14 protein-coding genes and 1 pseudogene are annotated in these 23184 nt (G+C 63.4%); 11 read left to right on the forward strand and 4 right to left on the reverse strand.

Translation table 11 applies throughout. From position 1 onward, the window contains the following. Window positions 1-67: 67 nt before the first annotated feature. From INS93_RS20140 to xthA, 3 genes are all read right to left on the reverse strand, one after another. A complete protein-coding gene (locus INS93_RS20140) occupies window positions 68-1060 on the reverse strand; it encodes a TerC family protein (protein WP_192985186.1) in 993 nt (330 codons plus the stop codon). 162 nt (window positions 1061-1222) lie between these two features. Continuing rightward, complete coding sequence (locus INS93_RS20145) at window positions 1223-2605, reverse strand: substrate-binding domain-containing protein (RefSeq protein ID WP_192985188.1); 1383 nt, start codon at window positions 2603-2605, stop codon at window positions 1223-1225. A gap of 106 nt (window positions 2606-2711) precedes the next feature. Further along, window positions 2712-3524: an exodeoxyribonuclease III gene (xthA, locus tag INS93_RS20150; protein ID WP_192985190.1), complete on the reverse strand. Its 813-nt coding sequence runs from the start codon at window positions 3522-3524 to the stop codon at window positions 2712-2714. Between the two features lie 271 nt (window positions 3525-3795). On the opposite strand from xthA, the gene INS93_RS20155 reads away from it, so the two are divergent. From INS93_RS20155 to INS93_RS20190, 8 genes are all read left to right on the forward strand, one after another. Further along, entirely contained in the window at window positions 3796-4440 is a 645-nt protein-coding gene (locus INS93_RS20155) for a GNAT family N-acetyltransferase (RefSeq protein WP_160018159.1), read from the forward strand. 67 nt (window positions 4441-4507) lie between these two features. After that, entirely contained in the window at window positions 4508-6235 is a 1728-nt protein-coding gene (locus tag INS93_RS20160) for an autotransporter assembly complex protein TamA (RefSeq protein ID WP_192985192.1), read from the forward strand. Continuing rightward, window positions 6232-9915, forward strand: a complete 3684-nt coding sequence (locus tag INS93_RS20165; RefSeq protein ID WP_192985194.1) for a translocation/assembly module TamB domain-containing protein — start codon at window positions 6232-6234, stop codon at window positions 9913-9915. Before INS93_RS20160 ends, INS93_RS20165 begins: the two co-directional genes overlap by 4 nt. A gap of 174 nt (window positions 9916-10089) precedes the next feature. Then, on the forward strand, window positions 10090-10590 hold the full coding sequence (tpx, locus tag INS93_RS20170) for a thiol peroxidase (protein ID WP_192985195.1): 501 nt from the start codon (window positions 10090-10092) through the stop codon (window positions 10588-10590). Between the two features lie 223 nt (window positions 10591-10813). Continuing rightward, entirely contained in the window at window positions 10814-12043 is a 1230-nt protein-coding gene (locus tag INS93_RS20175) for an MdtA/MuxA family multidrug efflux RND transporter periplasmic adaptor subunit (protein ID WP_192985196.1), read from the forward strand. Continuing rightward, window positions 12040-15132 carry an MdtB/MuxB family multidrug efflux RND transporter permease subunit gene (locus INS93_RS20180; RefSeq protein ID WP_192985198.1) on the forward strand — a complete coding sequence of 1031 codons (3093 nt, stop codon included), beginning with the start codon at window positions 12040-12042 and terminating at the stop codon, window positions 15130-15132. Before INS93_RS20175 ends, INS93_RS20180 begins: the two co-directional genes overlap by 4 nt. A gap of 142 nt (window positions 15133-15274) precedes the next feature. After that, on the forward strand, window positions 15275-18379 hold the full coding sequence (locus INS93_RS20185; RefSeq protein WP_192985200.1) for a multidrug efflux RND transporter permease subunit: 3105 nt from the start codon (window positions 15275-15277) through the stop codon (window positions 18377-18379). Continuing rightward, window positions 18376-19845 carry an efflux transporter outer membrane subunit gene (locus tag INS93_RS20190; protein ID WP_192985202.1) on the forward strand — a complete coding sequence of 490 codons (1470 nt, stop codon included), beginning with the start codon at window positions 18376-18378 and terminating at the stop codon, window positions 19843-19845. The genes INS93_RS20185 and INS93_RS20190 overlap by 4 nt, the downstream gene beginning before the upstream one ends. Before the next feature lie 52 nt (window positions 19846-19897). On the opposite strand, the gene INS93_RS20195 is transcribed toward INS93_RS20190, so the two are convergent. Further along, complete coding sequence (locus INS93_RS20195; RefSeq protein WP_192985204.1) at window positions 19898-20905, reverse strand: TRAP transporter substrate-binding protein; 1008 nt, start codon at window positions 20903-20905, stop codon at window positions 19898-19900. 324 nt (window positions 20906-21229) lie between these two features. Between INS93_RS20195 and tam the strand changes: the two genes are divergently transcribed. From tam to INS93_RS20210, 3 genes and pseudogenes are all read left to right on the forward strand, one after another. Beyond that, window positions 21230-21991 (forward strand): trans-aconitate 2-methyltransferase, encoded by a 762-nt coding sequence (gene tam / locus INS93_RS20200; protein WP_192985206.1) that lies wholly within the window; start codon window positions 21230-21232, stop codon window positions 21989-21991. A 516-nt stretch (window positions 21992-22507) separates the two neighbouring features. Continuing rightward, a pseudogene (locus INS93_RS20205) lies at window positions 22508-22750 on the forward strand (hypothetical protein); the annotation flags it as partial. Window positions 22751-22753: 3 nt separating this feature from the next. Beyond that, on the forward strand, window positions 22754-23184 hold a 431-nt coding region (locus INS93_RS20210), incomplete at its 3' end, for a contractile injection system protein, VgrG/Pvc8 family (RefSeq protein WP_264294430.1).

Below are 23184 nucleotides of genomic sequence, written 5' to 3' on the forward strand. Positions count from 1 at the left end.
GCATCTGCGGGCCTCTTTGTTTGTCTGTCGTCGACTTTGCTGCTCGGTCGACCGGCTACGCCGTTTCTCAGTGTTCCGGGGCTCTCTGGTCGCGGGTATTGAGCAGCGACAGGATCACCCCGCCTGCCAGCAGTCCCAAGGTGACGCCAAGCGAGAGCAGGGCGGGAACCTTGATCAGGTCGTGCAGGAAGATCTTGCCGCCGATATACATCAGCACCAGCGCCAGGGCGTATTTCAGGTAGATGAAGCGGTGCATCAGTGCGGCCAGGGCGAAATACAGCGCGCGCAGGCCGAGAATGGCGAAGATGTTCGAGGTGTAGACGATGAACGGGTCCTGCGAGATGGCCAGTACCGCCGGCACGCTATCGACGGCGAACACCAGGTCGGCCAGCTCGATCAGCACCAGCGCCAGCAGCAGCGGGGTGGCGTACAGCAGCGGCTTGCCACTGACCTGATCCTTCAGACGCACCAGGAACTTGCCTTCGTGCAGCTCATCGGTGACGCGAATGTGCTTGCGCACGAAACGGATCACCGGGTTCTGCGCCAGGTCCGGGTGTGACTCTTCGTCACCGCCACTGCGCAGCATCTTGATGCCGCTGAACAGGAGGAAAGCGCCGAAGATGTAGAGAATCCAGTCGAACTGCTGCACCAGAGCCGTGCCCAGGCCGATCATGATCGCGCGCAGTACGATCACGCCGAGAATGCCCCAGAACAGTACGCGATGCTGATATTTACGCGGGATATTGAAGTAGCCGAGGATCATCGCCATGACGAAGACGTTGTCCATCGACAGCGATTGCTCCACCAGGAACCCGGTGTAGTACTCCATCGCCTTGGTGCCGCCGAGCTGCCACCAGATCCAGCCGCCGAAGGCAACGCCGACACTGAAGTAGCCCGAATACAACAGCAGGCTCTCGCGCATCTCGATTTCATGCTGATCGCGGTGCAGTACGCCGAGGTCGAGTACCAGCAGGATGATGATCAGTACCAGAAAGGCCAGCCAGAACCAGCCGGGGGTACCGAAGATGGGGGATGTCAAAAAGGCAAGTAGAGCGTCCATGAGCCCTCCCTTATGTCTGCCTGAGTTGAAAGAAATCGACTCAGTGACTCCGACATCACGGTGAGAAAACTCACCGCCAGAGGGGCCCGGCGTCACGCGCTGCAAAGACTAGCGCCGAGCCCTCACTCTGCCAAGCCCTTTGTAAGGAAATATTTTCAGGCGTCAGTAGACCCAGACTTCGACGCGGCGATTACGGATGCGGCCATTGTTCTGATCATTGGCCGCCACCGGCAGTTCGCTGCCCAGGCCTGTGATCTCGCGGAACAGTACACCCTGCTTGGCCAGTTCCCGACGCACGGCCATCGCCCGCAGCTTGGAGAGCAGTTCGGCGCGCTCGGGGTCGCTCTTTGGGTCGCCGAAGCCGACCAGTGCCACCTTGTTCTTCAGCTTGTCGTGCTGCTTGAGGTAGTCCATTACGCGTTGCAGATCACGATAGGCCTTGTTGTCCAGGGTCGCGCTGCCTTCCTGAAAGCGAAAGTTCACCGACAGGCGCTGTGCCTGCTCGGCGAGCTGGCGGTAGTCGGCCGGCATCTGCGCTTGCGGGGCGACCTTTACCGCCTGGACGGTCTGGGCAATGAAGCCGGCTCTGTCGACGATCGCCTGACCACGAGGGCTGTGGGCGAAGTCGATCAGTGCGCGGGCCCAGGGATTCTCCAGTTGCGGATCGTTGTAGATGAACAGGCGGCGAGCCAGCGGATAATCCTCGGTGGCGATCAGCGTGGTACTCGGCAGCATTGGATGCGACTCGCCTGCAGCCACGGCGACGGCCTTGGCCTGGCGAATGTAGGGCAGGCCGATGAAACCGATGCCGTTGGGGTCGCTGCTGACCAGGTCGGAGAGCTGGTTGCTGGACTCGAAGCGCCGGGCGTTTGCGGCCAGTGCCCGTCCGCCAGGCGCCAGGACCAGTTCCTTGAAGGTGTCGTAGGTGCCGGAGTTGTCGTCGCGTGCGTACGGCTGCACCTTGCCAGGCTTGCCGCCGAGGGTGGCCCAGTCGCTGATCTCGCCGGAGAACAACTGGGCGATCTGATCAACGCTCAGGGCGCTGATCGGGTTGCCAGGGTGGACGATGATCGCCAGGCCGTCGATGGCGATGATCTGTTCGCTCTGCGGGCTGTGCAGATCGCCCAGGTTTGCCAGGTTAACGGCTTCACTGTTCTTGATCGGGCGGGACGATGCAGCCAGGTCGGCACTGCCATTGTGCAGCGAGGCGAAGCCGGTGCTGGAACCATGGGCGGCCACTTCGACGATCACGCTGCGACCATCGGCCTGGCGGGCCACGATGCGCTGCTCGTTTTCCCGGGCGCCGTCTTCACTGCGGATATCACGCAGGCCTTGAGCTTCGAACAGCCCTTTGACCAGCTCCGGGCCGAGCTTGGCACCAATGGTGTTGGAACCCTGGATGCGCAGCACCGGTTGGTTACCCTGGGAAGCGGGCAGGGCGGCGAAGACGGATAGGGGCAGGGCGTAGCAGATGAAGCCAATCAGCAGCAGGGACAGGGTGCGACCCCAGAGGTCACGATCGATGGCAGGCAGGGCTCGCGGCATGCGGCAGGCACCTTCTAGTGGGTGAGAGAAAGTGCCACGCAGATTAAGTCAGTCAGATTGCACTCATGTTACGGGCGCGTCATCGTACGCGCCCTCAGGCTCAGGCTCAGGCCAGTTCCAGCCAGATCGGCGCATGGTCCGATGGTTTGTCCATACCGCGCAGGTCGTAGTCGATGCCGGCATCCTTGAAGCGCGCTTGTAGCGGCTGGCTGGCGAGGATCACGTCGATGCGCAGGCCGCGCTTGGGCTCGTCCTCGAAACCGCGGCTGCGGTAGTCGAACCAACTGAAGCGGTCATTCACTGCGGGGTTGAGATGGCGGAAGCTGTCCACCAGACCCCAGCTCTTGAGGGTTGCCAGCCACTCGCGCTCTTCCGGCAGGAAGCTGCATTTGCCGGTTTTCAGCCAGCGCAGGCGATTGGGCTCGCCGATGCCGATGTCGCAATCTTCCGGGCTGATGTTGATGTCGCCCATCACCACCAGCGCCTGCTGTGGATCGAAGCGCTCCACCAGCAATTGCTGCAGGTCGGCGTAGAAGCGCTGCTTGGCCGGGAATTTTACCGGGTGATCACGGCTTTCGCCCTGCGGAAAATAGCCGTTCATGACGGTGACCGGGTTGCCATTGGCATCGGCGAAGGTGCCGTATATGAAACGGCGCTGAGCGTCTTCTCCATCGCCGGGAAAACCCTTGTGAAGGCTCAGCGGCTCCTGGCGCGAGAGCAGGGCGACGCCATAGTGGCCTTTCTGGCCGTGGTAATGCACGTGGTAGCCGAGTTGGCGGATCTCGGCTTCGGGGAACTGTTCATCGGCCACCTTGGTTTCCTGCAGGCCGATCACGTCCGGCTGGTGTTTGTCGATCAAGGCTTGCAATTGATGAGGGCGCGCACGCAGGCCATTGATATTGAAGGAGACGATTTTCATGGGCAGCGGGTCCTGGGCTGACGGGCATGCCATGAGAGACAACCCGGATGACGAAAGCCTGCGCAGCATGCCCTTCCTCACCCGGCGCTTCGCGCCACCTTCTCCCGAAGGGCGAAGGGTGCAAGGAGGACGTCGCTACGCGACTTTCAGATTAAATGGCGATGCTAGCCGATCCTCGGCGCTCGCGGCCAGCGCCTGGCGGGTGTCATGCGGTGGTGCTAAGTTGGCTGGGACGCGCTTGGCCCACAACGCATAACAACAGAGGTCCGCCATGTCCAACAACGCTCCAGCAGAAGTGCGCATGCTCGATGGGGGTTACGCCCGCGAGGTCCGTTCGCTGCTCTATCATGCCTATCGTCATGAGCCGACCTTCGCTTATCTGTTCGAAGCGCAGCGGCCAGGTTTCGATCAGCGCGTACGCGCGACGATTCGCGAACTGGTACAGCGGCACTTCGCCGAAGATCTACCGGCCATCGGTCTGCTGATCGATGATCGTCTGATCGGCGCGGCACTGATCGCTCCACCGCAGCGCCGCCTGGATATCACCGAAAGCTGGGGTTGGCGTCTGCGCATGCTGCTGAGCACCGGCTTCAGCTGCACCAAGCGCTATCTCGAATACCACGATGCGGTGCTTACCAGTCTGCCGCCCGGGCCTTACCACGTGCTGCCGCTACTGGGTATTCACCCCGAGTTTCAGGGGCAACATCGCGGCGAGCAGTTGCTCGAAGCGCTGCATGACTGGTGCGCTCAGGACAGCGGCTCGCAAGGCGTGGTGCTGGACACCGGCAATGCTCGCTATCTGGAGTTCTACCGGCGCCAGGGCTACGAGGAAATCGGTGAGCTGGCCATTGGCCCTGTGATCGAACATGTGTTCTTTCACCCCAATCCGCAACCTGTGGTCAGAGCCAGCGCCTGAATCCGGTTGGTTGGCGCATATGCAATGGCTCTGGCAAGGGCTCTGCTCCGTGATAGCATCCTCCGCCATGAGTGTATATGGACATTTTCAGCGCAGCCTGGCGCTGCTGCTGATCAGTACGGGCGCTTTCGCAGCGAGCGAACTGGACGTACGAATCACCCCGAGCAATTCGGCTCTCAAGGCCAATATTGAAGGCTATGTCGGCAGCTTCGATGGACGCGACGCACAGTCGTTGCGGCGTTTGCGTCGCATCGCCGAGAGCGAGGCCGACAAGGCGGCTCAGGCCTTGGGCTATTACCAGGCGCGCATTCGTAGTCGTATCGAGGAGGGCGAAAAGCCGCGCCTGGTACTCGAGGTGGAGCCCGGCGAACGCATTCGCCTGCGCAACGTCGATATCCGCATTGAAGGTCCGGCCAGCGAACTGCCAGCCTTTCGCGTACCCAGTGCCAGCCGTTTGAAAGCCGGTTCGGCGCTCAACCATGGACGTTACGAAGACGCCAAACGGCTGATCCAGAATCAGGCCTCGCGCTACGGCTTCTTCGACGGTCGATTCTCGCGGCAGCGCCTGGAAATCGATCCGCCGGCCGGGGTTGCCGATATCGAGCTGGTGTTCGTCAGCGGGCCTCGCTACAGCCTGGGCGATATCGCCTTCAGCGGCGACTTCCCGTTCGATGAAGAGTTGCTGCTGCGCATGGTGCCGTTCGATCCGGACACACCTTACGACTCCGAGTTGATCGCCGAGCTGTATCAGGCGCTGCAGTCCAGCGGCTATTTCGAGTCGGTACGGGTCGATGCCATCCCGACCCAGGCCGACCAGTTGCGCATTCCTGTGGCGGTGGCGCTGCAGGTGCGTGAGCCGCGCAGCATGGGTCTGGGGCTGGGCTTTTCCACCGACGTCGGGCCGCGTCTGCGTGCCAACTGGACGCGTCACTGGCGCAATCCGCAGGGGCATAGCTACGGGGTTGAAACCGAATTGTCCGCACCGCGGCAGAACGTCGGTCTGTGGTACGACATTCCCGGTGATCCGCCGCTGACCGACAAGCTGCGCCTGGCCGGCGGCTATCAATATGAAGAGCTGGCCAGCAAGGACAGCTTGAGCCGGCTGCTCACCCTCGGCCCGGAATGGTACAGCCAGCGTCCTGGTGGCTGGCAACGCGTGCTGTCGGTGAAATGGCAGCGTGAGGAATATCGCCTGGGTGACGATTCAGGGCTGAGCACCCTGTTGATGCCGGGCGTCAGCTATTCGCTGCTGCACAGCGACAACCGCCTCGACCCGAACCAGGGCTATCGTGTGCAGTTCGACCTGAGCGGCGCTGTCGATGGCGTGCTGTCCGATGCCAATGTGCTGCATGGCAATGTGATGCTCAAGGGCCTGACCACCGTATTCGACAATCATCGCCTGTTGGGTCGGGTGCAGTTCGGCGGTACCGAAACCAATGGGTTCTCCGCCGTACCTCCGTCGCTGCGTTTCTTCGCCGGTGGCGATCAGAGTGTGCGCGGCTACGACTACCAGAGCCTGTCGCCGGAGAATAACCAGGGCGACAAGATCGGTGGCCGCTACCTGTTCGCCGCCAGTGCCGAATACCAGTACAGCCTCACCGACAAATGGCGCCTGGCGACCTTCATCGACCAGGGCAATTCCTTCAATTCGCTGGACATTCCCACCTTGAAGACCGGGGTCGGCTTCGGCGTGCGTTGGGTTTCGCCGGTTGGCCCGCTGCGCTTGGACCTCGCCCATGCGCTGGATGACGACGGCGGCGTACGCCTGCATTTCTCCATGGGGCCTGAGCTATGACCCGGCGCCTGCTAAAAGGCTTGGCTGCCGGCGTGCTCTGTCTGGTGCTGGTGGTCGTCGCCGTGTTGTGGACGCTGCTCGGCACCCAGGCTGGCAGCCGCTGGCTGCTGGCGCAGGTGCCGGGCCTGCAGGTCGACAGCTTCGCCGGGCGCCTGGGCGGTGCCTGGCAGGCGGATGCGCTGATCTGGCAGCAGGGCGAGATGCGTGTGGAGTTGCAGCAGCTGGATATGGCCTGGTCGCCGTCCTGTCTGTTGCGTCTGACGCTGTGCGTCGAGCGTCTGCATCTGCAGCAGGCGGCGCTAAACCTGCCGCCAAACGGTGAACCGAGCAGCGAACCGCTGAGCCTGCCGAACCTCAAACTGCCACTGCGCTTGCAGATGGGCGATATTCAGCTGGGCGAACTGCGCCTGGACGGCCAGGCGCAACTGAGCGATCTCCAACTGATCGCCAGTTGGAACGAGCAGGGCATGGAGCTGCAGCGCCTGGCCTTGCAGCGCGATGACCTGAGCCTGGACGTCAGCGGTCACCTGACACCGCAGGGCAATTGGCCGATGGCCCTGAGTGGCCGTCTGCAGTTACCGGAAGTCGATGGCAAGGCGTGGCAGGTGGCGCTGCAAGTGGGCGGCGAATTGCAACGCAGCCTGAAGGTCGAGGCCGATAGCAGCGGCTATCTCGACGCCCGCCTCGAAGGGCAGGTGCAGGCGCTGGCCGAACACCTGCCCGCCGAACTGCGCCTGACCAGTCAGAGTTTCCAGGCCAGCAGTGCTTTGCCGCAGACGCTGCACCTGCAGGCGCTGACGTTGTCGGCAAAAGGTGACCTGAGCGGCGGCTATCGAATCGACGGTAGCGCCAATCTGCCCGCCGAGCAGGCGCCGATGCCGCTGACACTGCGCGGACGGGTCGATGCCAAGGGCGCGGACATCGAATTGCTGCGCATCGAGGCCGAGGATCAGCAGCACCTGCAGCTCACCGGAGTGCTCGCCTGGAGCGAGGCGTTTCAGGCCGACGCCACGCTCGATTGGCTGAATTTTCCCTGGCAGCGCCTGTACCCGCTGGACCAGTCACCACCCGTGGCATTGCAGCAACTTCAGGCCGAAGTCAGCTACAGCGAAGGCAATTACCTGGGGAATTTCGCCGCGCAATTGCAGGGGCCGGCGGGGGACTTCAGCCTGAGCAGTCCGGTCAGTGGCGATCTTGAGCAGGTCAGTCTGCCGCAAGTGCAGTTGGTGGCCGGTCAGGGCCGTGCCGAGGGTGTGGTCAAGGTCGGTTTTGCCGAAGGTTTCGACTGGCAGGCCATGCTGCAGCTTCGCGCCCTCGACCCGGGTTACTGGCTGGCGCAGATGCCGGGCAACCTGGCCGGGCCGCTGAACACCTCGGGCAGCTTCAATGCCGGTGCGCTACAGGCCACGGCCGATATCGACCTCAATGGCCGCCTGCGAGGCCAGCCGGCGCAATTGCAGGTAAAGGGTGCCGGCGCTGGCGAGCAGTGGCAGCTCGAGCAGCTGCTGGTACGCATGGGCGACAACCGGATCAGCGGCAATGGCTCGTTGGATTCGCGTTTGCGTGGTCAGTTGGAGCTGGCCTTGCCGCGTCTTGGACAGCTCTGGCCCGGTCTGCAAGGGCAGATGCAGGGCCAGCTGTCCCTGGCCGGCACCTTGCAGGCGCCGCAAGGCCAGCTTGCGCTGAGCGGTGAGCGCCTGGCCTTTGGTGACCCCAGCCTGCGGCGCCTGCAACTGGACGCGACGCTGGACTCCCGTCAGCAGGCGCGCATCGCCTTGAACGTGCGCGGTATCCGCATTGGCGACACCTATCTTGGGCGCTTGCAGGCCGATGGCCGTGGCGATCAGCGCCGCCAGGCGCTGGAGGTAGAGTTGCAAGGCCCGCTGCTGCAACTGGCCCTGGCCCTGGACGGCAACCTCAACGAGCAGGGCGATTGGCGCGGGCGCATCGCCAGTGGTCGTGTGCAGAGCGGTGGCCAGGACTGGCAACTGCAGCAGGCTGCGACTCTGGAGCGCCTGGCCAGCGGCCGCTTGAATCTCGGCGCGCATTGCTGGCAAGCCGGCGATGCCAGCCTGTGCGGCGGGCAGCAACGGCTGATGCCGCAGCCCAGCCTGGACTGGCGCCTGGAGAATTTCCCCCTGGCCAGCCTGCAACCCTGGCTGCCTGAGGATTTCGCCTGGCAGGGGCGCCTGGATGGTCAGCTCAAGGTCGATCTACCCGAGAGCGGCCCCAATGGCCAAGTCGTGCTCGATGCCGGTGCTGGCAATCTGCGTATTCGTCAGCCGGATGAAGAGCAGTGGCTGGATTTTCCTTACGACAGCCTGCGTCTGGACAGCACGCTGCGCCCGCGACGGGTAGAAAGCCAACTGCGTTTCGTCAGCGCCCGCCTGGGTGAGTTGGTGTTGCAAGCGCAGATCGATCCGCGCCCGGCGAGCAAGCCGGTCAGCGGTGAGTTTCGTCTTGGCGGTTTCGATCTGGCTGTACTGCGTCCTTTCGTGCCGATGGCGGAAAAGCTTGAAGGCAAACTGCAGGGTAACGGCCGCATAACCGGCCATCTGTTGGCACCCCAGATCAATGGCCAACTGCGTCTGGACGGCGGCGAGCTGTCCGGGAGCGAACTGCCGATCAGCCTGGAGAACCTGCAGTTGCAGGCGTTGATCGCGGGCGAGCAGGTGCAGCTCTCCGGCGACTGGAGCAGCGGTGAACAGGGGCGTGGCAATCTGCGTGGCGAACTGACCTGGGCCGAGGGGCTGAGCGGCGATCTGGCGGTGCAGGGGCAGCGCTTGCCGGTGAAGGTCGAGCCCTATGCCGAGCTGGAAGTCGAGCCCGATATGCAGTTGCAGCTGCGCGCCCAGCGTCTGGCCGTCAGCGGCAAGGTGGGTGTGCCGCGCGGCCTGATCAGCGTACGTGAACTGCCGCCTTCTACCGTGAAGGTCTCTGGTGATGCACGGGTGGTCGGGCGTGAAGTGCCTGAGGCCGAGCAGGGCCTGGGTATCGCCATGGATGTCGATGTCGAAGTGGGGCAGGACAAGCTGGCCTTCAGCGGTTTCGGTCTGACTGCCGACCTGCGTGGGCGTGTACACATCGGCGATAACCTCGATACCCGCGGTGAACTGGATCTGGTCAAGGGGCGCTATCGCGCCTACGGCCAGCGCCTGACCATTCGGCGCGCGCGCCTGTTGTTTACCGGTCCTATCGATCAGCCGTTCCTCGATGTGGAAGCGATTCGCCGGGTTGACACGGTCGTCGCGGGCATTCGCCTGTCCGGCAGTGCCGAGCAGCCCAGTACCACGGTCTTCGCCGAACCGGCCATGAGCCAGGAGCAGGCGCTGTCCTATCTGGTGCTGGGCCGGCCTTTGGGGCAGAGCGCGGGTGACAACAGCATGCTCGGTCAGGCCGCGCTGGCGCTCGGTCTGGCTGGTAGCAGCTCCATCACCACCAGCCTGGCAAACAGCCTGGGCATTCAGGATTTCCAGCTCGACACCGAGGGCAGTGGCGTGACTACCAGCGTGGTGGCCAGCGGCAATATCACCGAGCGTCTCAGTCTTCGTTACGGCGTAGGTGTGTTCGAGCCGGCCAACACCATCGCCTTGCGTTACGAGCTGAGCCGACGTCTTTATCTGGAAGCGGCCAGCGGCCTGGCCAGTTCGCTCGACCTGTTCTATCGACGGGATTTCTGATGATCGCGCGACCTTTTGCTAAATCCCTACTTGGCCGCGGGTGTATCGCCGGTGCTTCTGCGCTAGTCTGGACGCATGGTCGGGCCGTGACCTGCCATTCGATGGACCATTCGCCTCGGCGAATCCCATGTCACACATTTGCCCTTCAACTCCCTGAACGATAAGGAAACTCCCATGGCGCAAGTCACTCTCAAAGGCAACCCGGTGCAGGTCGATGGTCAACTGCCGCAGGCCGGCCAACAGGCGCCGGCCTTCAGCCTGGTCGCTGGTGACCTGAGCGACGTCACCCTGGCCAGTCTGGCCGGCAAGCGCAAGATGCTGAACATCTTCCCCAGCGTCGACACCCCAACCTGTGCCACCTCCGTGCGCAAGTTCAACGCCGAAGCTGGCCAGTTGAACAACACCGTGGTGCTGTGCATCTCCGCCGATCTGCCATTCGCCCAGGCGCGCTTCTGCGGTGCCGAAGGTCTGGACAGCGTGGTCAACCTGTCCAGTCTGCGTGGCGCCGATTTCCTCAAGAACTACGGCGTGGCCATTGCCAGCGGCCCGCTGACCGGTCTGGCTGCTCGTGCGGTAGTCGTGCTGGATGAAAACGACAAGGTGCTGCACAGCGAGCTGGTCGGCGAAATCGCCGACGAGCCGAACTATGCAGCTGCCCTGGCCGCGCTCAAGTAAGCGGCACGCAAAAAATAGACGGCCTGCTTTGCAGGCCGTTTTTATTTGTGTACCCAAACGAACGCCCGGGCACCTCGACAGTCTCTTGCCAGCCCAAGAATTTATTGCGGACACAAACAGTTAGTAACGTAAGGGGAGGGTAAAAAGCGGGTAAATGGGCTTTGCTTGACGCGGGCCAGTGCTTATCGTGCCGACTCCCATTAAAAGTGATATTGCGCCTGCCATGTCGAATGCTTCCCCTTCCTCTTCGAATTCCTCCCGCCAATGGCTGATCGGCCTGACGCTGCTCGCCATTTTGCTTCTGCTGCTGTGGTGGTTCTGGCCGAGCAAGCCAGAAAGCCAGCAGATGGGCCGTGGTCGCTTCGGCGACATGGGCCCGGTGCCGGTACGCCTGGCCGAGGTCAAGCAGGGTGAGTTCGCCATCGAGCTCAAGGCACTTGGCACGGTAACGTCTTACAACACGGTCAATGTGCGTTCGCGGGTCGATGGGGAACTGGTCAAGGTGCTGTTCGACGAGGGGCAGCAGGTCAAGGCCGGCGACCTGCTGGCGGTGATCGACCCACGTCCTTATCAGGTGGCCTTGCAGCAGGCGCAGGGGGCGCTGCAGGAAAACCAGGCGCAACTGAAGAACGCCGAGCTGGATCTGCAGCGCTACAAAGGTCTGTACGACGAAGACAGCATCGCCAAGCAAACCCTCGACACCCAGCAGGCGCTGGTCAATCAGTACCGTGGCAGCCTGCTGAGCAACCAGGCCGACGTCGCCACGGCCAAGCTCAACCTCGACTTCACCCAGATTCGCGCCCCCATCGACGGTCGCCTGGGGCTGCGGCAGCTGGATGTCGGCAATCTGGTCAGCAGCGGTGACACCACGCCGCTGGTGGTGATTACCCAGGCCGATCCTATCGCGGTGATCTTCACCATTCCCGAGGGTGATCTGCCGGCGGTGCTGCAGCGCCGCCGCGACGGCGCGACCCTGGCCGTCGAGGCCTGGGACCGTGGAGAACGTCTGAAACTGGCCGAAGGCGTGCTGGAAAGCCTGGATAACCAGATCGACACCACCACCGGTACGGTCAAGCTCAAGGCGCGTTTCGACAACGCCGAGCAGATGCTCTTCCCCAATCAGTTCGTCAACGTGCGTCTGCGCGTTGAAACCCGCGAGGCCGCCACCATCATTCCGTCCGCTGCGGTGCAGTTCGGCACTCAGGGTACCTTCGTCTATGTCGTGGGTGACGATAACAAGGTGAGCATCCGTCCGGTCACCATCATGGCCAGCGATGCTGAACGCAGCATGGTCAACGAGGGTGTGCAGCAGGGCGAGCGAGTGGTCATGGAAGGTACCGACCGCCTGCGTGACGGTAGCGAAGTGGAGGTAGTCGACCCGACTGCCGTGCAGGAATCGAGGAGCGAAGGGCAGGGTGAGCCTGGCCAGGCCGCCGCGCGGAACGACGCATGAACATCTCCCGCCCCTTCATCCTGCGGCCGGTCGCCACTACGCTGTTGATGGTGGCGATCTTCCTCAGCGGCCTGATCGCCTATCGCCTGCTGCCGGTGTCGGCGCTGCCGGAGGTGGATTATCCGACCATCCGCGTGCTGACCCTGTACCCAGGCGCCAGCCCGGATGTGATGACCAGTGCCGTGACGGCGCCGCTGGAGCGCCAGTTCGGGCAGATGGCCGGGCTCAAGCAGATGTCATCGACCAGCTCGGGTGGCGCTTCGGTGATCACTCTGCGCTTCAACCTGGACGTTTCCCTGGCGGTGGCCGAGCAGGAGGTGCAGGCGGCGATCAACGCGGCGAGCAACCTGCTGCCCGGCGATCTGCCGGCGCCGCCGGTGTACAACAAGGTCAACCCGGCCGACACGCCGGTACTGACCCTGGCGATAAGTTCGGCGACGATGCCGCTGCCGCAGGTCAACGACCTGGTCGATACCCGGCTGGCGCAAAAACTGGCGCAAACCAGCGGTGTCGGCCTGGTGACCCTGGCCGGCGGGCAGCGTCCGGCGGTGCGCATTCGCGTCAACCCGGAGGCGCTCGCATCCTATGGGCTCAGCCTTGCCGACGTGCGCAGCCTGATCACCGCCAGCAACGTCAACCAGCCCAAGGGTAACTTCGATGGCCCCACGCGGGTTTCACAGCTCGATGCCAACGACCAGTTGAAATCCGTTGAGGAATACCGTGAGCTGATCCTCCACTACGAGAACGGCTCGGCGCTGCGTCTGAAGGATGTCGCCGAGATCATCGATGGCGCCGAGAACGAGCGCCTGGCTGCCTGGGCAAACCGCAATCAGGCGGTGCTGGTCAACGTGCAGCGCCAGCCTGGCGCCAACGTGATCGACGTGGTCGACCGTATCCAGACCCTGCTGCCGCACCTGACCGAAGGCCTGCCGGCCAGCGTCGAGGTCAAGGTGCTTACCGACCGTACGCAGACCATCCGTGCCGCTGTACGTGACGTGCAGCACGAGCTGCTGCTGGCCATCGCCCTGGTGGTGATGGTGACGTTCCTGTTCCTGCGCAAGCTGTCGGCGACCATCATTCCGTCCATCGTCGTGCCGCTGTCGCTGATTGGCACCTTCGGCGTGATGTACCTGGCAGGCTTCACCATCAACAACCTGACGCTGATGGCGCTGACCATCGCCACCGGTTTCGTGGTCGACGACGCCATCGTCATGCTGGAGAACATCGCCCGTCATCTGGAGGAGGGGGAGACGCCGCTGAACGCCGCGCTCAAGGGCGCCCGGCAGATCGGCTTCACCCTGGTCTCGCTGACCCTGTCGCTGATTGCCGTACTGATTCCGTTGCTGTTCATGGCCGATGTGGTCGGCCGGCTGTTTCGCGAGTTCGCTATCACCCTGGCCGTGGCCATCATGATTTCACTGGTGGTGTCGCTGACTCTCACGCCGATGATGTGCGCGCGCCTGCTCAAGGCCGAGAAACCCGAGCAGGAAGGGCGCTTCTATCGCGCCGCCGGTGGCGCCATCGATGCGATGATCGAGCGCTATGGTGTGTGGTTGCAGTGGGTGCTCAAGCATCAGCCGCTGACCCTGTTGGTGGCCGTGGCGACCCTGGGGCTGACCGTGCTGCTGTATGTGGCGGTGCCCAAGGGCTTCTTCCCGGTGCAGGACACCGGCGTGATTCAGGGCATTTCCGAGGCGCCACAGTCGATCTCCTTTGCTGCCATGAGCGAGCGTCAACAACGTCTTGCGGATGTGATCCTGCGCGATCCGGCAGTGGCCAGCCTGTCCTCGTCGATTGGCGTGGATGGCGACAACCCGACGCTCAACAGCGGCCGCCTGCTGATCAACCTGAAGACTCACGCCGAGCGCGATGTCACCGCCAGTGAGGTGATCGAGCGTCTGCGTCCGGAGTTGGCGAAGATTCCCGGTATCGAGTTGTTCATGCAGCCGGTGCAGGACCTGACCATCGAGGATCGCATCAGCCGTACCCAGTTCCAGTTCACCCTGGAATCGCCTGACAACCAGTTGCTGGAAACCTGGACGCCGCGTCTGGTCGAGGCGCTGCGCGAGCAGCCGGAGCTGACCGACGTGGCCAGCGACCTGCAGAACCGTGGTTTGCAGGTTTACCTGGATATCGACCGCGACGCCGCCGCGCGCCTGGGCATCAACGTTGGCATCATCGACAATGCCCTGTACGACGCGTTTGGCCAGCGTCAGATCAGCACCATCTACACCCAGGCCAGCCAGTACCGCGTGGTGCTGGAAAGTCGCGATGGCGGGCGTATCGGTCTGGCCGCGCTGCGCCAGATTCATGTGGCCACCGGTGACGGCCAGCAGGTGCCGTTGTCGTCCCTGGCGCACATCGAGGAGCGCCCGGCCAGTCTGCTGATCAACCATATCGGGCAGTTCCCGGCAGTGACCCTGTCGTTCAACCTGGCGCCGGGCGTCTCGCTCGGCGAGGCGGTCGCAGTCATCGAGCGGGTCGAGCAGGAAATCGGCCTGCCCGGCGGCATCGACACCCAGTTCCAGGGGGCTGCCGAAGCGTTCCGCGCATCACTGTCGTCGACCTTGCTGCTGATCCTGGCGGCCATCGTCACCATGTACATCGTGCTCGGCGTGCTCTACGAGAGCTACATCCACCCGATCACCATCCTTTCCACCTTGCCTTCGGCGGGCGTCGGGGCACTGCTGGCGCTATTGCTGACGGGTAACGACCTGGGATTGATCGCCATCATCGGCATCATCCTGTTGATCGGCATCGTCAAGAAGAACGCGATCATGATGATCGACTTCGCCCTCGAGGCCGAGCGCAACCAGGGCATGGCGCCAGAGGCGGCGATCTACCAGGCGGCGCTGCTGCGCTTTCGGCCGATCCTGATGACCACCCTGGCGGCGCTGTTCGGCGCCATTCCGCTGATGCTCGCCTCGGGCTCTGGCGCCGAGCTGCGCCAGCCGTTGGGTCTGGTGATGGTCGGGGGCTTGCTGGTCAGCCAGGTGCTGACGCTGTTCACCACCCCGGTGATCTACCTGTACTTCGACCGCCTGTCGCGGCGGGCCACGGGGCGCAGCGCGGCGGGGGTGGCGGTATGAGCGGCGCAGCGCTTTCGCTCCCCTCTCCCTTCGGGAGAGGGGCTGGGGGTGAGGGTATCAAGGTCGCCCTAACTTCAATCGGGTCTTCGGCGCGGCCCTCATCCGGCGCTGCGCGCTACCTTCTCCCTGAGGGAGAAGGACGGTGAACCTCTCCGCCCCCTTTATCCGTCGCCCGGTGGCGACCCTGCTGCTGAGCCTGGCGATCATGCTGCTCGGTGGCGTCAGCTTCGGCCTGCTGCCCGTGGCGCCGCTGCCACAGATGGATTTCCCCACCATCACTGTGCAGGCCAGCCTGCCGGGGGCCAGCCCGCAGATCATGGCCTCGACCGTGGCCACGCCGCTGGAGCGCTCGCTCGGCTCGATTGCCGGGGTCAGCCAGATGAATAGCCGCAGCAGCCAGGGCAGCACGCGGATCATGATCCAGTTCGATCTGGACAAGGACATCAACACCGCCGCGCGCGAGGTCCAGGCAGCGATCAATGCGGCGCGCGAACTGCTGCCCAGTGGCATGCGCACCATGCCCAGCTACCGCAAGATCAACCCGTCGCAGGCACCGATCATGGTGCTGTCGTTGACCAGTGCCACGCTGAACAAGGGCCAGCTGTACGACGTGGCCTCGACCATCCTGGCGCAGAAGCTGTCCCAGGTTGGCGGCGTGGGCGAGGTGCAGGTCGGTGGTAGTTCGCTGCCGGCGGTCCGGGTTTCCCTGGAGCCGCGCCTGCTCGATCACTATGGCATCGCGCTGGACGAAGTGCGCCAGACCATCGCGGCCAGCAACGTCCTGCGTCCCAAGGGCGCGGTCGAGGATGAACAGCGCCGCTGGCAGGTGCAGGCCAACGATCAGTTGGCCAAGGCCGCCGATTACCTGCCGATGATCATCCGCTACCAGGACGGCGCCGCCGTGCGCCTGGGTGACGTGGCCACGGTTACCGATGGCGTCGAGGACCGCTATAACAGCGGCTTCTACAACGACAAGGAGGCGGTGCTGCTGGTGATCAACCGGCAGAGCGGGGCGAATATCCTGCAGACCATCAGCGACATCCGTGCCGAGCTGCCGGCGCTGCGCGAGGTGATTCCCGCCAGCGTCGAACTGGAGGTGGCGATGGATCGCTCGCCGGTGATCCGCGCCACCCTGCACGAGGCCGAACAGACCCTGCTGATTGCCGTGGGCCTGGTGATCCTGGTGGTGTTGGCGTTTCTCGGGCGCTGGCGCGCAGCGCTGATTCCGGCGCTGGCGGTGCCGGTTTCGCTGATCGGCAGTTTCGCCGCCATGTACCTGCTGGGTTTCTCGCTGAACAACCTGTCGCTGATGGCGCTGATCATCGCCACCGGGCTGGTGGTGGACGATGCCATCGTCGTGTTGGAGAACATCGCCCGACATATCCATAACGGCGAGAAGCCGATGGCAGCGGCTTTCAAAGGCACGCGCGAGGTGGGGTTCACCCTGCTGTCGATGAACCTGTCGCTGGTGGCGGTGTTCATCTCCATCCTGTTCATGGGCGGTATCGTCGAACGGCTGTTCCGCGAGTTCTCCATCACCCTGGCAGTGGCGGTGGTGATTTCCCTGCTGGTGTCGTTGACGTTGACGCCGATGCTGTGCGCGCGCTGGCTGAAGGCCGAGGACGAACAGCCACGCGGACGTCTGCAGCAATGGGGCGACCGCCTGCAGGCACGGGTTCTGGCCGTCTACGGGCGTTCGTTGGACTGGGCGCTGCGCCATTCGCTGCTGATGGTGATCAGCCTGCTGGCCACCATCGCGCTGAACGTCTACCTGTTCGTCAGCATCCCCAAGACCTTCATGCCGCAGCAGGATACCGGCCAGTTGATCGGTTTCATCCGTGGTGATGACGGTCTGTCGTTCCAGGTCATGCAGCCGAAGATGGAGATTTTCCGCAATGCCGTCTTGGCCGACCCGGCGGTGGACAGCGTGGCTGGCTTTATCGGTGGCTCGGGGGGGATCAACAACGCCTTCATGATCGTGCGGCTGAAGCCAGTGGAGGAGCGTGGCGTGTCATCGCAGCAGGTCATCAATCGCCTGCGCGCCACTGTGCCGAAGGTGCCCGGTGGGCGCATGTTCCTCATGCCGGATCAGGATCTGCAGATCGGTGGACGCGAGGGGCGCAGCTCGGAGAACGAATACATGCTGCTGTCGGGTGATCTCGACCTCCTGCGGACGTGGCTGCCGAAGGTGCGTGATGCGCTGCGCGCGTTGCCCGAGTTGACCGATATCGATGCCAACGAGAACGAGGGCGCCCAGCAGATTCGCCTGGTCGTCGACCGCGAGGCTGCGCAGCGTCTGGGCGTCGAGATGAGCATGATTACCGCCGTGCTCAACAACGCCTTCAGCCAGCGTCAGGTTTCCACCATTTACGAGGCGCTGAACCAGTACAGCGTGGTGATGGAGATCAACCCGCGCTACGCCCAGCATCCCGAGGCGCTGGACCAGATTCAGCTGATCACCGCCGATGGCGCACGTGTGCCACTGTCCACCTTCGCCCGTTGGGAGCGCAGCCTGGAAGAGGACCGGGTCAACCACCAGGGCCAGTTCGCCGCCGAAAACATCGGCTTCTCCCTGGCCGAGGGTGTCAGCCTCGATCAGGCCAGCCGCGCCATCGAGACTGCCGTGGCGCGGGTCGGTCTACCCACCGAAGTGCAGGGCATGATGGGGGGCACTGGCGCTGCGTTCCAGCAGACCCAGGGCAATCAGCCGCTGATGATCCTGCTGGCACTGGTGGTGGTGTACATCGTGCTGGGCGTGCTCTACGAGAGTTACGTGCATCCGCTGACCATCCTCTCGACCTTGCCCTCGGCCGGGGTTGGCGCCTTGCTCGCGCTGCAACTGGTCGGCATGGAGTTCAGCCTGATTTCGCTGCTGGGTCTGTTCCTGCTGATCGGTATCGTCAAGAAGAACGCCATTCTGATGGTCGATCTGGCCCTGCAACTGGAGCGTGGTGAGCACCTAGGCCCGCAGGAGTCCATTCGTCAGGCCTGTCTGCTGCGTTTCCGGCCGATCATGATGACCACCCTGGCTGCGATTCTTGGCGCCTTGCCGCTGGTGCTGGGCAGTGCCGAGGGTTCTGAAATGCGCCAGCCGCTGGGTATCACCATCGTCGGTGGCCTGGTGTTGAGCCAGATGCTGACCCTCTATACCACTCCGGTGGTCTACCTCTACTTCGACCGCCTGCGCCATCGCGTCAATCGCTGGCGCGGCGTGCGCACCGATGCTTCGTTGGAAAATCCGCTATGAACCGAGTTCCTTTCGCCCGAACCCTCGTCTCCTTGCTACTGGCCGGCGTGCTTGGCGGCTGCACCCTGGGCCCTGATTACCAGCGCCCCGAACTGGCGGCGCCTGTGCAGTTCAAACAGGTAGAAGGCTGGAAGGCGGCCGCCCCGGCAGACGCCCTGGAGCGCGGCAACTGGTGGGCACTGTATGGCGATGCCGAGCTCAATGCGCTGGCCGAGCGCCTGCAACTGTCCAACCAGAACCTGGCGGCAGCCGAGGCCCAGTACCGCCAGGCGCGCGCATTGGTGCGCGGTGCGCGGGCCAGTTTCTACCCAACGCTGTCCGGTAGCGCCGGAATGACCCGGGCCGGGCAGGGCGGCGGTGACAGCACCATCCGTACCGCCGATGGCGTCACCGTAAGCGGTTCTGGAGCATCAAGCATTTCCAAGAGCTATGACCTCAGCCTCAATGCAGCCTGGGAGCTGGATATCTGGGGCAAGCTGCGCCGGGGCCTGGAGGCCAGCCGCGCCGAATTCGAGGCCAGCGCCGCCGACCTTGCCGCTGCGCGGCTGAGTCTGCAGAGTGAGTTGGTGCAGAACTACCTGCAACTGCGCATTCTCGATGAGCAGAAGCGTTTGCTCAATGCGACAGTGGCCGCCTACGCGCGCTCGCTGCGCCTGACCGAGAACCAGTATCGGGCCGGCATCGTGCCGAGGTCCGACGTGAGCCAGGCCACCACCCAGCTCAAGAGCACGCAGGCCCAAGCCATCGATCTCGAGTGGCAGCGTGCGCAGCTCGAACATGCCATTGCTGTACTGGTCGGCGTCAGCCCGGCCGAGCTGTCCATCGCACCGCGCGAAAGTCTGCCCGCGCTGCCCGAGGTACCCGTGGCGCTGCCGTCGCAGTTGCTCGAACGCCGCCCTGACGTTGCCGCTGCCGAACGCCGGGTGATGGCGGCCAACGCGCAGATCGGCGTGGCGGAGGCGGCCTGGTTCCCCGACCTGAGCATCTCGGCCAGCGGTGGCTATCGTGGCAGTAGTTTCGCCGACTGGATCGAGGTGCCCAACCGCTTCTGGTCGCTCGGCCCGCAACTGGCACTGACCCTGTTCGACGGCGGCGCGCGGCGTGCGGAGCTGGAACGTAGCGAAGCGGCCTATGACCAGACCGTGGCGCAATACCGCCAGGCCGTGCTGGACAGCTTCCGTGAAGTGGAGGATTACCTGGTGCAGCTGCGCGTGCTGGAGCAGGAGAGCGGGGTGCAGCAGGAGGCGCTGGATGCGGCGCGTGAGTCGCTGCGCCTGATCGAGAACCAGTACCGCGCCGGTACCGTCGACTACAACAGCGTGGTCACCGTGCAGGCGACCGCACTGAACAACGAGCGCACCAACCTCACGCTTCTCGGTAGTCGACTGACGGCCAGTGTGCAGTTGATCGCTGCTCTGGGGGGCGGCTGGCAGGTGGAACGGCTACACCAGCAGGCTGAACAGTAAATAACGCAAGCAATCAGCCGGCATGGCGGTTCTCCGCCATGCCGGCTGAGGGTCATTCGCGATGCTTGCGATTGACCGTCTGCGCGGCCTTGATCACGTCACTGCCAATCTGCCCTTCGAACTGTTGCCATACCGGACGCATCGCATCGCGCCAGGCCTGGCGCTGCTCAGCCGTCAGGGTGATGACCTCGCTGCGGCCAGAATCCACGATGCGCTGGCGATCGGCCTGGTTGGCGGCTTCGGCCTGTTTGTTCACCGCGTAGGTGACATCATCGATGATGGCTTCCAGTTCCATCCGGATCTGATGCGGGATGCCGTACCAGAAGCGCGAGTTGCTCACCAGCATGTAGTCCAGCACGCCATGGTTGGTTTCGCTGATGAAGGGCTGCACTTCATGCAGCTTCTGGCTGTAGATGTTCGACCAGGGGTTTTCTGCCCCCTGCACCTGGCCACTCTGTAGCGCTTTGAACACTTCAGAGAAGGGCAGTTTCTGACTTTTTGCGCCGACCTGGCCGAATTGTGCCTCCAGTACCGCCGACGGCTGAATGCGGAAGCTCAGGCCATTGGCATCCCCGGGCATGTTCAGCGCGCGAGTGGCGGAAAGCTGCTTCATGCCGTTATGCCAGTAAGCCAGGCCAACGATGTTGTGGTTTTCCATCGAGCGCAGCAGCTGGCGGCCCTTGGCGCGTTTCTGGAAGCGGTTGACTGCATCCAGGTCATCGAACAGGAACGGCAGGTCGAACACCTGCAGTTGCTTGGTGTACTGCTCGAACTTCGCCAGAGATGGTGCCAGCAACTGAACATCGTTGTTGCGCAGCGCTTCCAGCTCATTGGCGTCGCCGTAGAGGCTGGAGTTCGGGTAGACCTCGACCTTCACCTTGCCGGCCAGGCGTTCCTCGACCAGTTGCTTGAACAGCAGTGCGCCCTGGCCCTTGGGAGTGGCATCGGCCACGACGTGGGAGAACTTGATCAGGATAGGTTCATCGGCCAGCGCGCTGGTAGCGCTGAGAGAGGCGAACGCCATGGCGCAGACGGCCATGGCACGAACGGTATTGAACATGCTGCTTCCTTTTCTTCTTATCAGGTTGCGGAGCCTTTTCGGCCACGTCGTGTTGGTCACTTCGGCGGTCGCTCAGGCCCTGGTAGCTATCGTGGCTTGAGCGAAGCTGGCGACTTACCATCGCAAGGCTTATGCCAGTGTGGCGAAATTCCGCCAACGCTGTCTGGCGTGTGGAAAGGGCTGTGACGTGTCGCACAGTGGGTGGCGGATATCCGCCATGTGCATGCCAGGCGAAAGCGGAAACTTGCCGGTCTCAGCGAAAATCTTGTGGGTTCGGTCAGCCTGTTATCCTCTGGCCCGCGATTGAAATCGAGGAGTGATGCGATGAGTTGGTCCGCCCAGCAGTATTCCCTGTTCGAACGCCAGCGTACCCGCCCTGTGCATGATCTGTTGGCGGCGGTGCCGCGTGATGGCGTCGAGCTGGCTATCGACCTGGGCTGCGGCCCCGGTAATTCAACTGCCGTATTGCAGGCGCATGCGCCACAAGCGCGGGTGATAGGTATCGACAGCAGTGAAGACATGCTGCGCGCTGCACGTGAGCGGTTGCCGCAGGTGACCTTCCAATTGGCGGATATCCAGCACTGGCTGGCCGACAGCGCACCGCAGTTGATCCTGGCCAATGCCTCGCTGCAATGGCTGCCCGATCACGCGCAGCTCTACCCGAGATTGCTGGCGCAGCTCGCACCCGGTGGCTGGCTGGCGATCCAGACGCCAGACAACCTGCAGGAACCGGCACACCGCCTGGCCCGCGAGGTGGCCGCCGAAGGGCCCTGGGCTGCGCAAATCGGCGAGGTGCGCCATGCCGAGCGGCACAGCGCGCAGGCCTATTACGACATCCTCGGCGCCCATGCCAGCGAACTGGATATCTGGCGCACCACCTACTTCCATGTGCTGGACAACGCCACCGCAGTGGTGGAGTGGTTCAAGTCAACGGCGTTGCTGCCGTTCCTGCAGCCGCTGGGTGCCGAGCAGCAGGCAGCTTTCCTCGAGTGCTATCAGGCGGCGATCAGCGACGCCTATCCGGCGCAGGCCGATGGTCGGGTGTTGCTGCCGTTTCCACGGCTGTTTCTGGTGGCCCGGCGGTAGCCCGGATGCAATCCGGGGCAGGTCTGTCGTGACTAAGGCCTCTTCCATTGAATTCATGATGACCTGTGGGAGGGGCTTCAGCCGCGACTATCAAAAGCACAAGCCCCGCAGTTAGCGGGGCTTTTCGTTGATATGCGCACCCTGTTTACGTCCCAGCATCCAGCAAGGCCAAGGTCTGCGCGGCGTCTGTGTCTGACACCATCCTCCGGCGTGCCGGTGCAGCAATGAAAAAACGGGTATTCAAGTGGGGCGTGCCACCTGCCAGAGATACCCGTCACGGCGTTGGCCGGTCTCCAGATCTGCCGGGCCACGCCTTGTGATAAGCCGTGCAAGCTCAGTGATGAACGCAACCTCTGTATAGAAATCCGCCCGAGTGACAGTAAGTTCTGGCGATACCGCTACAAGATAGGGCTTTAAGAAAAGTCTTATGGATCGCCGGGTGCTTGTCGCCTACAAAGCGTCGCTGGACAGTGGTTCGGTTTATTGCGTGCATCGACTATCGCCAATAGCAGCGCCTGCCGTATCGACGATGGCCTCAACCAGGCCATCGTCGACGCCTGCCTGCTGCCCGACAGCGGCGCGCGCAATATCGACAGCCTGCTCAACCAGCAAATCCTGCCGGTGCTGAGCCAGCACCTGCTGCAGCGCCAAGCCAGCCAGCGCAAAGCCACCGCCGTCACCCTGAGTTACAGCGCTGACGACGGCATCGCCCTGGCATTCAGCGAAGAGCCCTTGGCTCTCGAACGCGCGGAGGTCTGACCCATGCTCAGCGAGATACGCCCCTTCTTCGATCACAGCCGGCATACGCTCGCGGTGTATGGCCAGAGCGCCCCGTTGGACGTGCTCGCGTTTTCCGGCACCGAGGCACTCAGCGAGACCTTTTGCTATGCCATCGAGGTGACCAGCCCGAGTCTCGACATCGCCGCCGATACCTTGCTCGGCAAGGATGCCAGCTTCAGTCTGCACGCAGCGCCACCAGCGCTGACCATTCGCGGCTACAGGCCGCCAGCGCTCGCGCCGCTGCGCACCTTGCACGGGGTCATCACAGGATTCCGGCGCCTCTCGGCCTCCAGGGACGAAGCCCGTTACGAGCTCACGCTGGAGCCGCGCCTGTCCCTGCTGGACAAGACCTGCCAGTACCGCATCTACCAGAACCAGAGCGTGCCCGAAGTGGTGGAAACCATCCTGCGGCG

This window comes from Pseudomonas sp. EggHat1 (genome assembly GCF_014892995.1).
GTDB classification, from domain to species: domain Bacteria; phylum Pseudomonadota; class Gammaproteobacteria; order Pseudomonadales; family Pseudomonadaceae; genus Aquipseudomonas; species Aquipseudomonas chaetocerotis.

Excerpts from the sequence above, each read along its gene's own strand:
- INS93_RS20155 (WP_160018159.1), top strand. The coding sequence starts at position 3,796 with ATGTCCAACAACGCTCCAGCAGAAGTGCGCATGCTCGATGGGGGTTAC.
- INS93_RS20165 (WP_192985194.1), top strand. The coding sequence starts at position 6,232 with ATGACCCGGCGCCTGCTAAAAGGCTTGGCTGCCGGCGTGCTCTGTCTG.
- INS93_RS20180 (WP_192985198.1), top strand. The coding sequence starts at position 12,040 with ATGAACATCTCCCGCCCCTTCATCCTGCGGCCGGTCGCCACTACGCTG.
- INS93_RS20145 (WP_192985188.1), bottom strand. The coding sequence starts at position 2,605 with ATGCCGCGAGCCCTGCCTGCCATCGATCGTGACCTCTGGGGTCGCACC.
- INS93_RS20195 (WP_192985204.1), bottom strand. The coding sequence starts at position 20,905 with ATGTTCAATACCGTTCGTGCCATGGCCGTCTGCGCCATGGCGTTCGCC.
- tpx (WP_192985195.1), top strand. The coding sequence starts at position 10,090 with ATGGCGCAAGTCACTCTCAAAGGCAACCCGGTGCAGGTCGATGGTCAA.
- xthA (WP_192985190.1), bottom strand. The coding sequence starts at position 3,524 with ATGAAAATCGTCTCCTTCAATATCAATGGCCTGCGTGCGCGCCCTCAT.
- INS93_RS20190 (WP_192985202.1), top strand. The coding sequence starts at position 18,376 with ATGAACCGAGTTCCTTTCGCCCGAACCCTCGTCTCCTTGCTACTGGCC.
- INS93_RS20140 (WP_192985186.1), bottom strand. The coding sequence starts at position 1,060 with ATGGACGCTCTACTTGCCTTTTTGACATCCCCCATCTTCGGTACCCCC.
- tam (WP_192985206.1), top strand. The coding sequence starts at position 21,230 with ATGAGTTGGTCCGCCCAGCAGTATTCCCTGTTCGAACGCCAGCGTACC.
- INS93_RS20160 (WP_192985192.1), top strand. The coding sequence starts at position 4,508 with ATGAGTGTATATGGACATTTTCAGCGCAGCCTGGCGCTGCTGCTGATC.
- INS93_RS20175 (WP_192985196.1), top strand. The coding sequence starts at position 10,814 with ATGTCGAATGCTTCCCCTTCCTCTTCGAATTCCTCCCGCCAATGGCTG.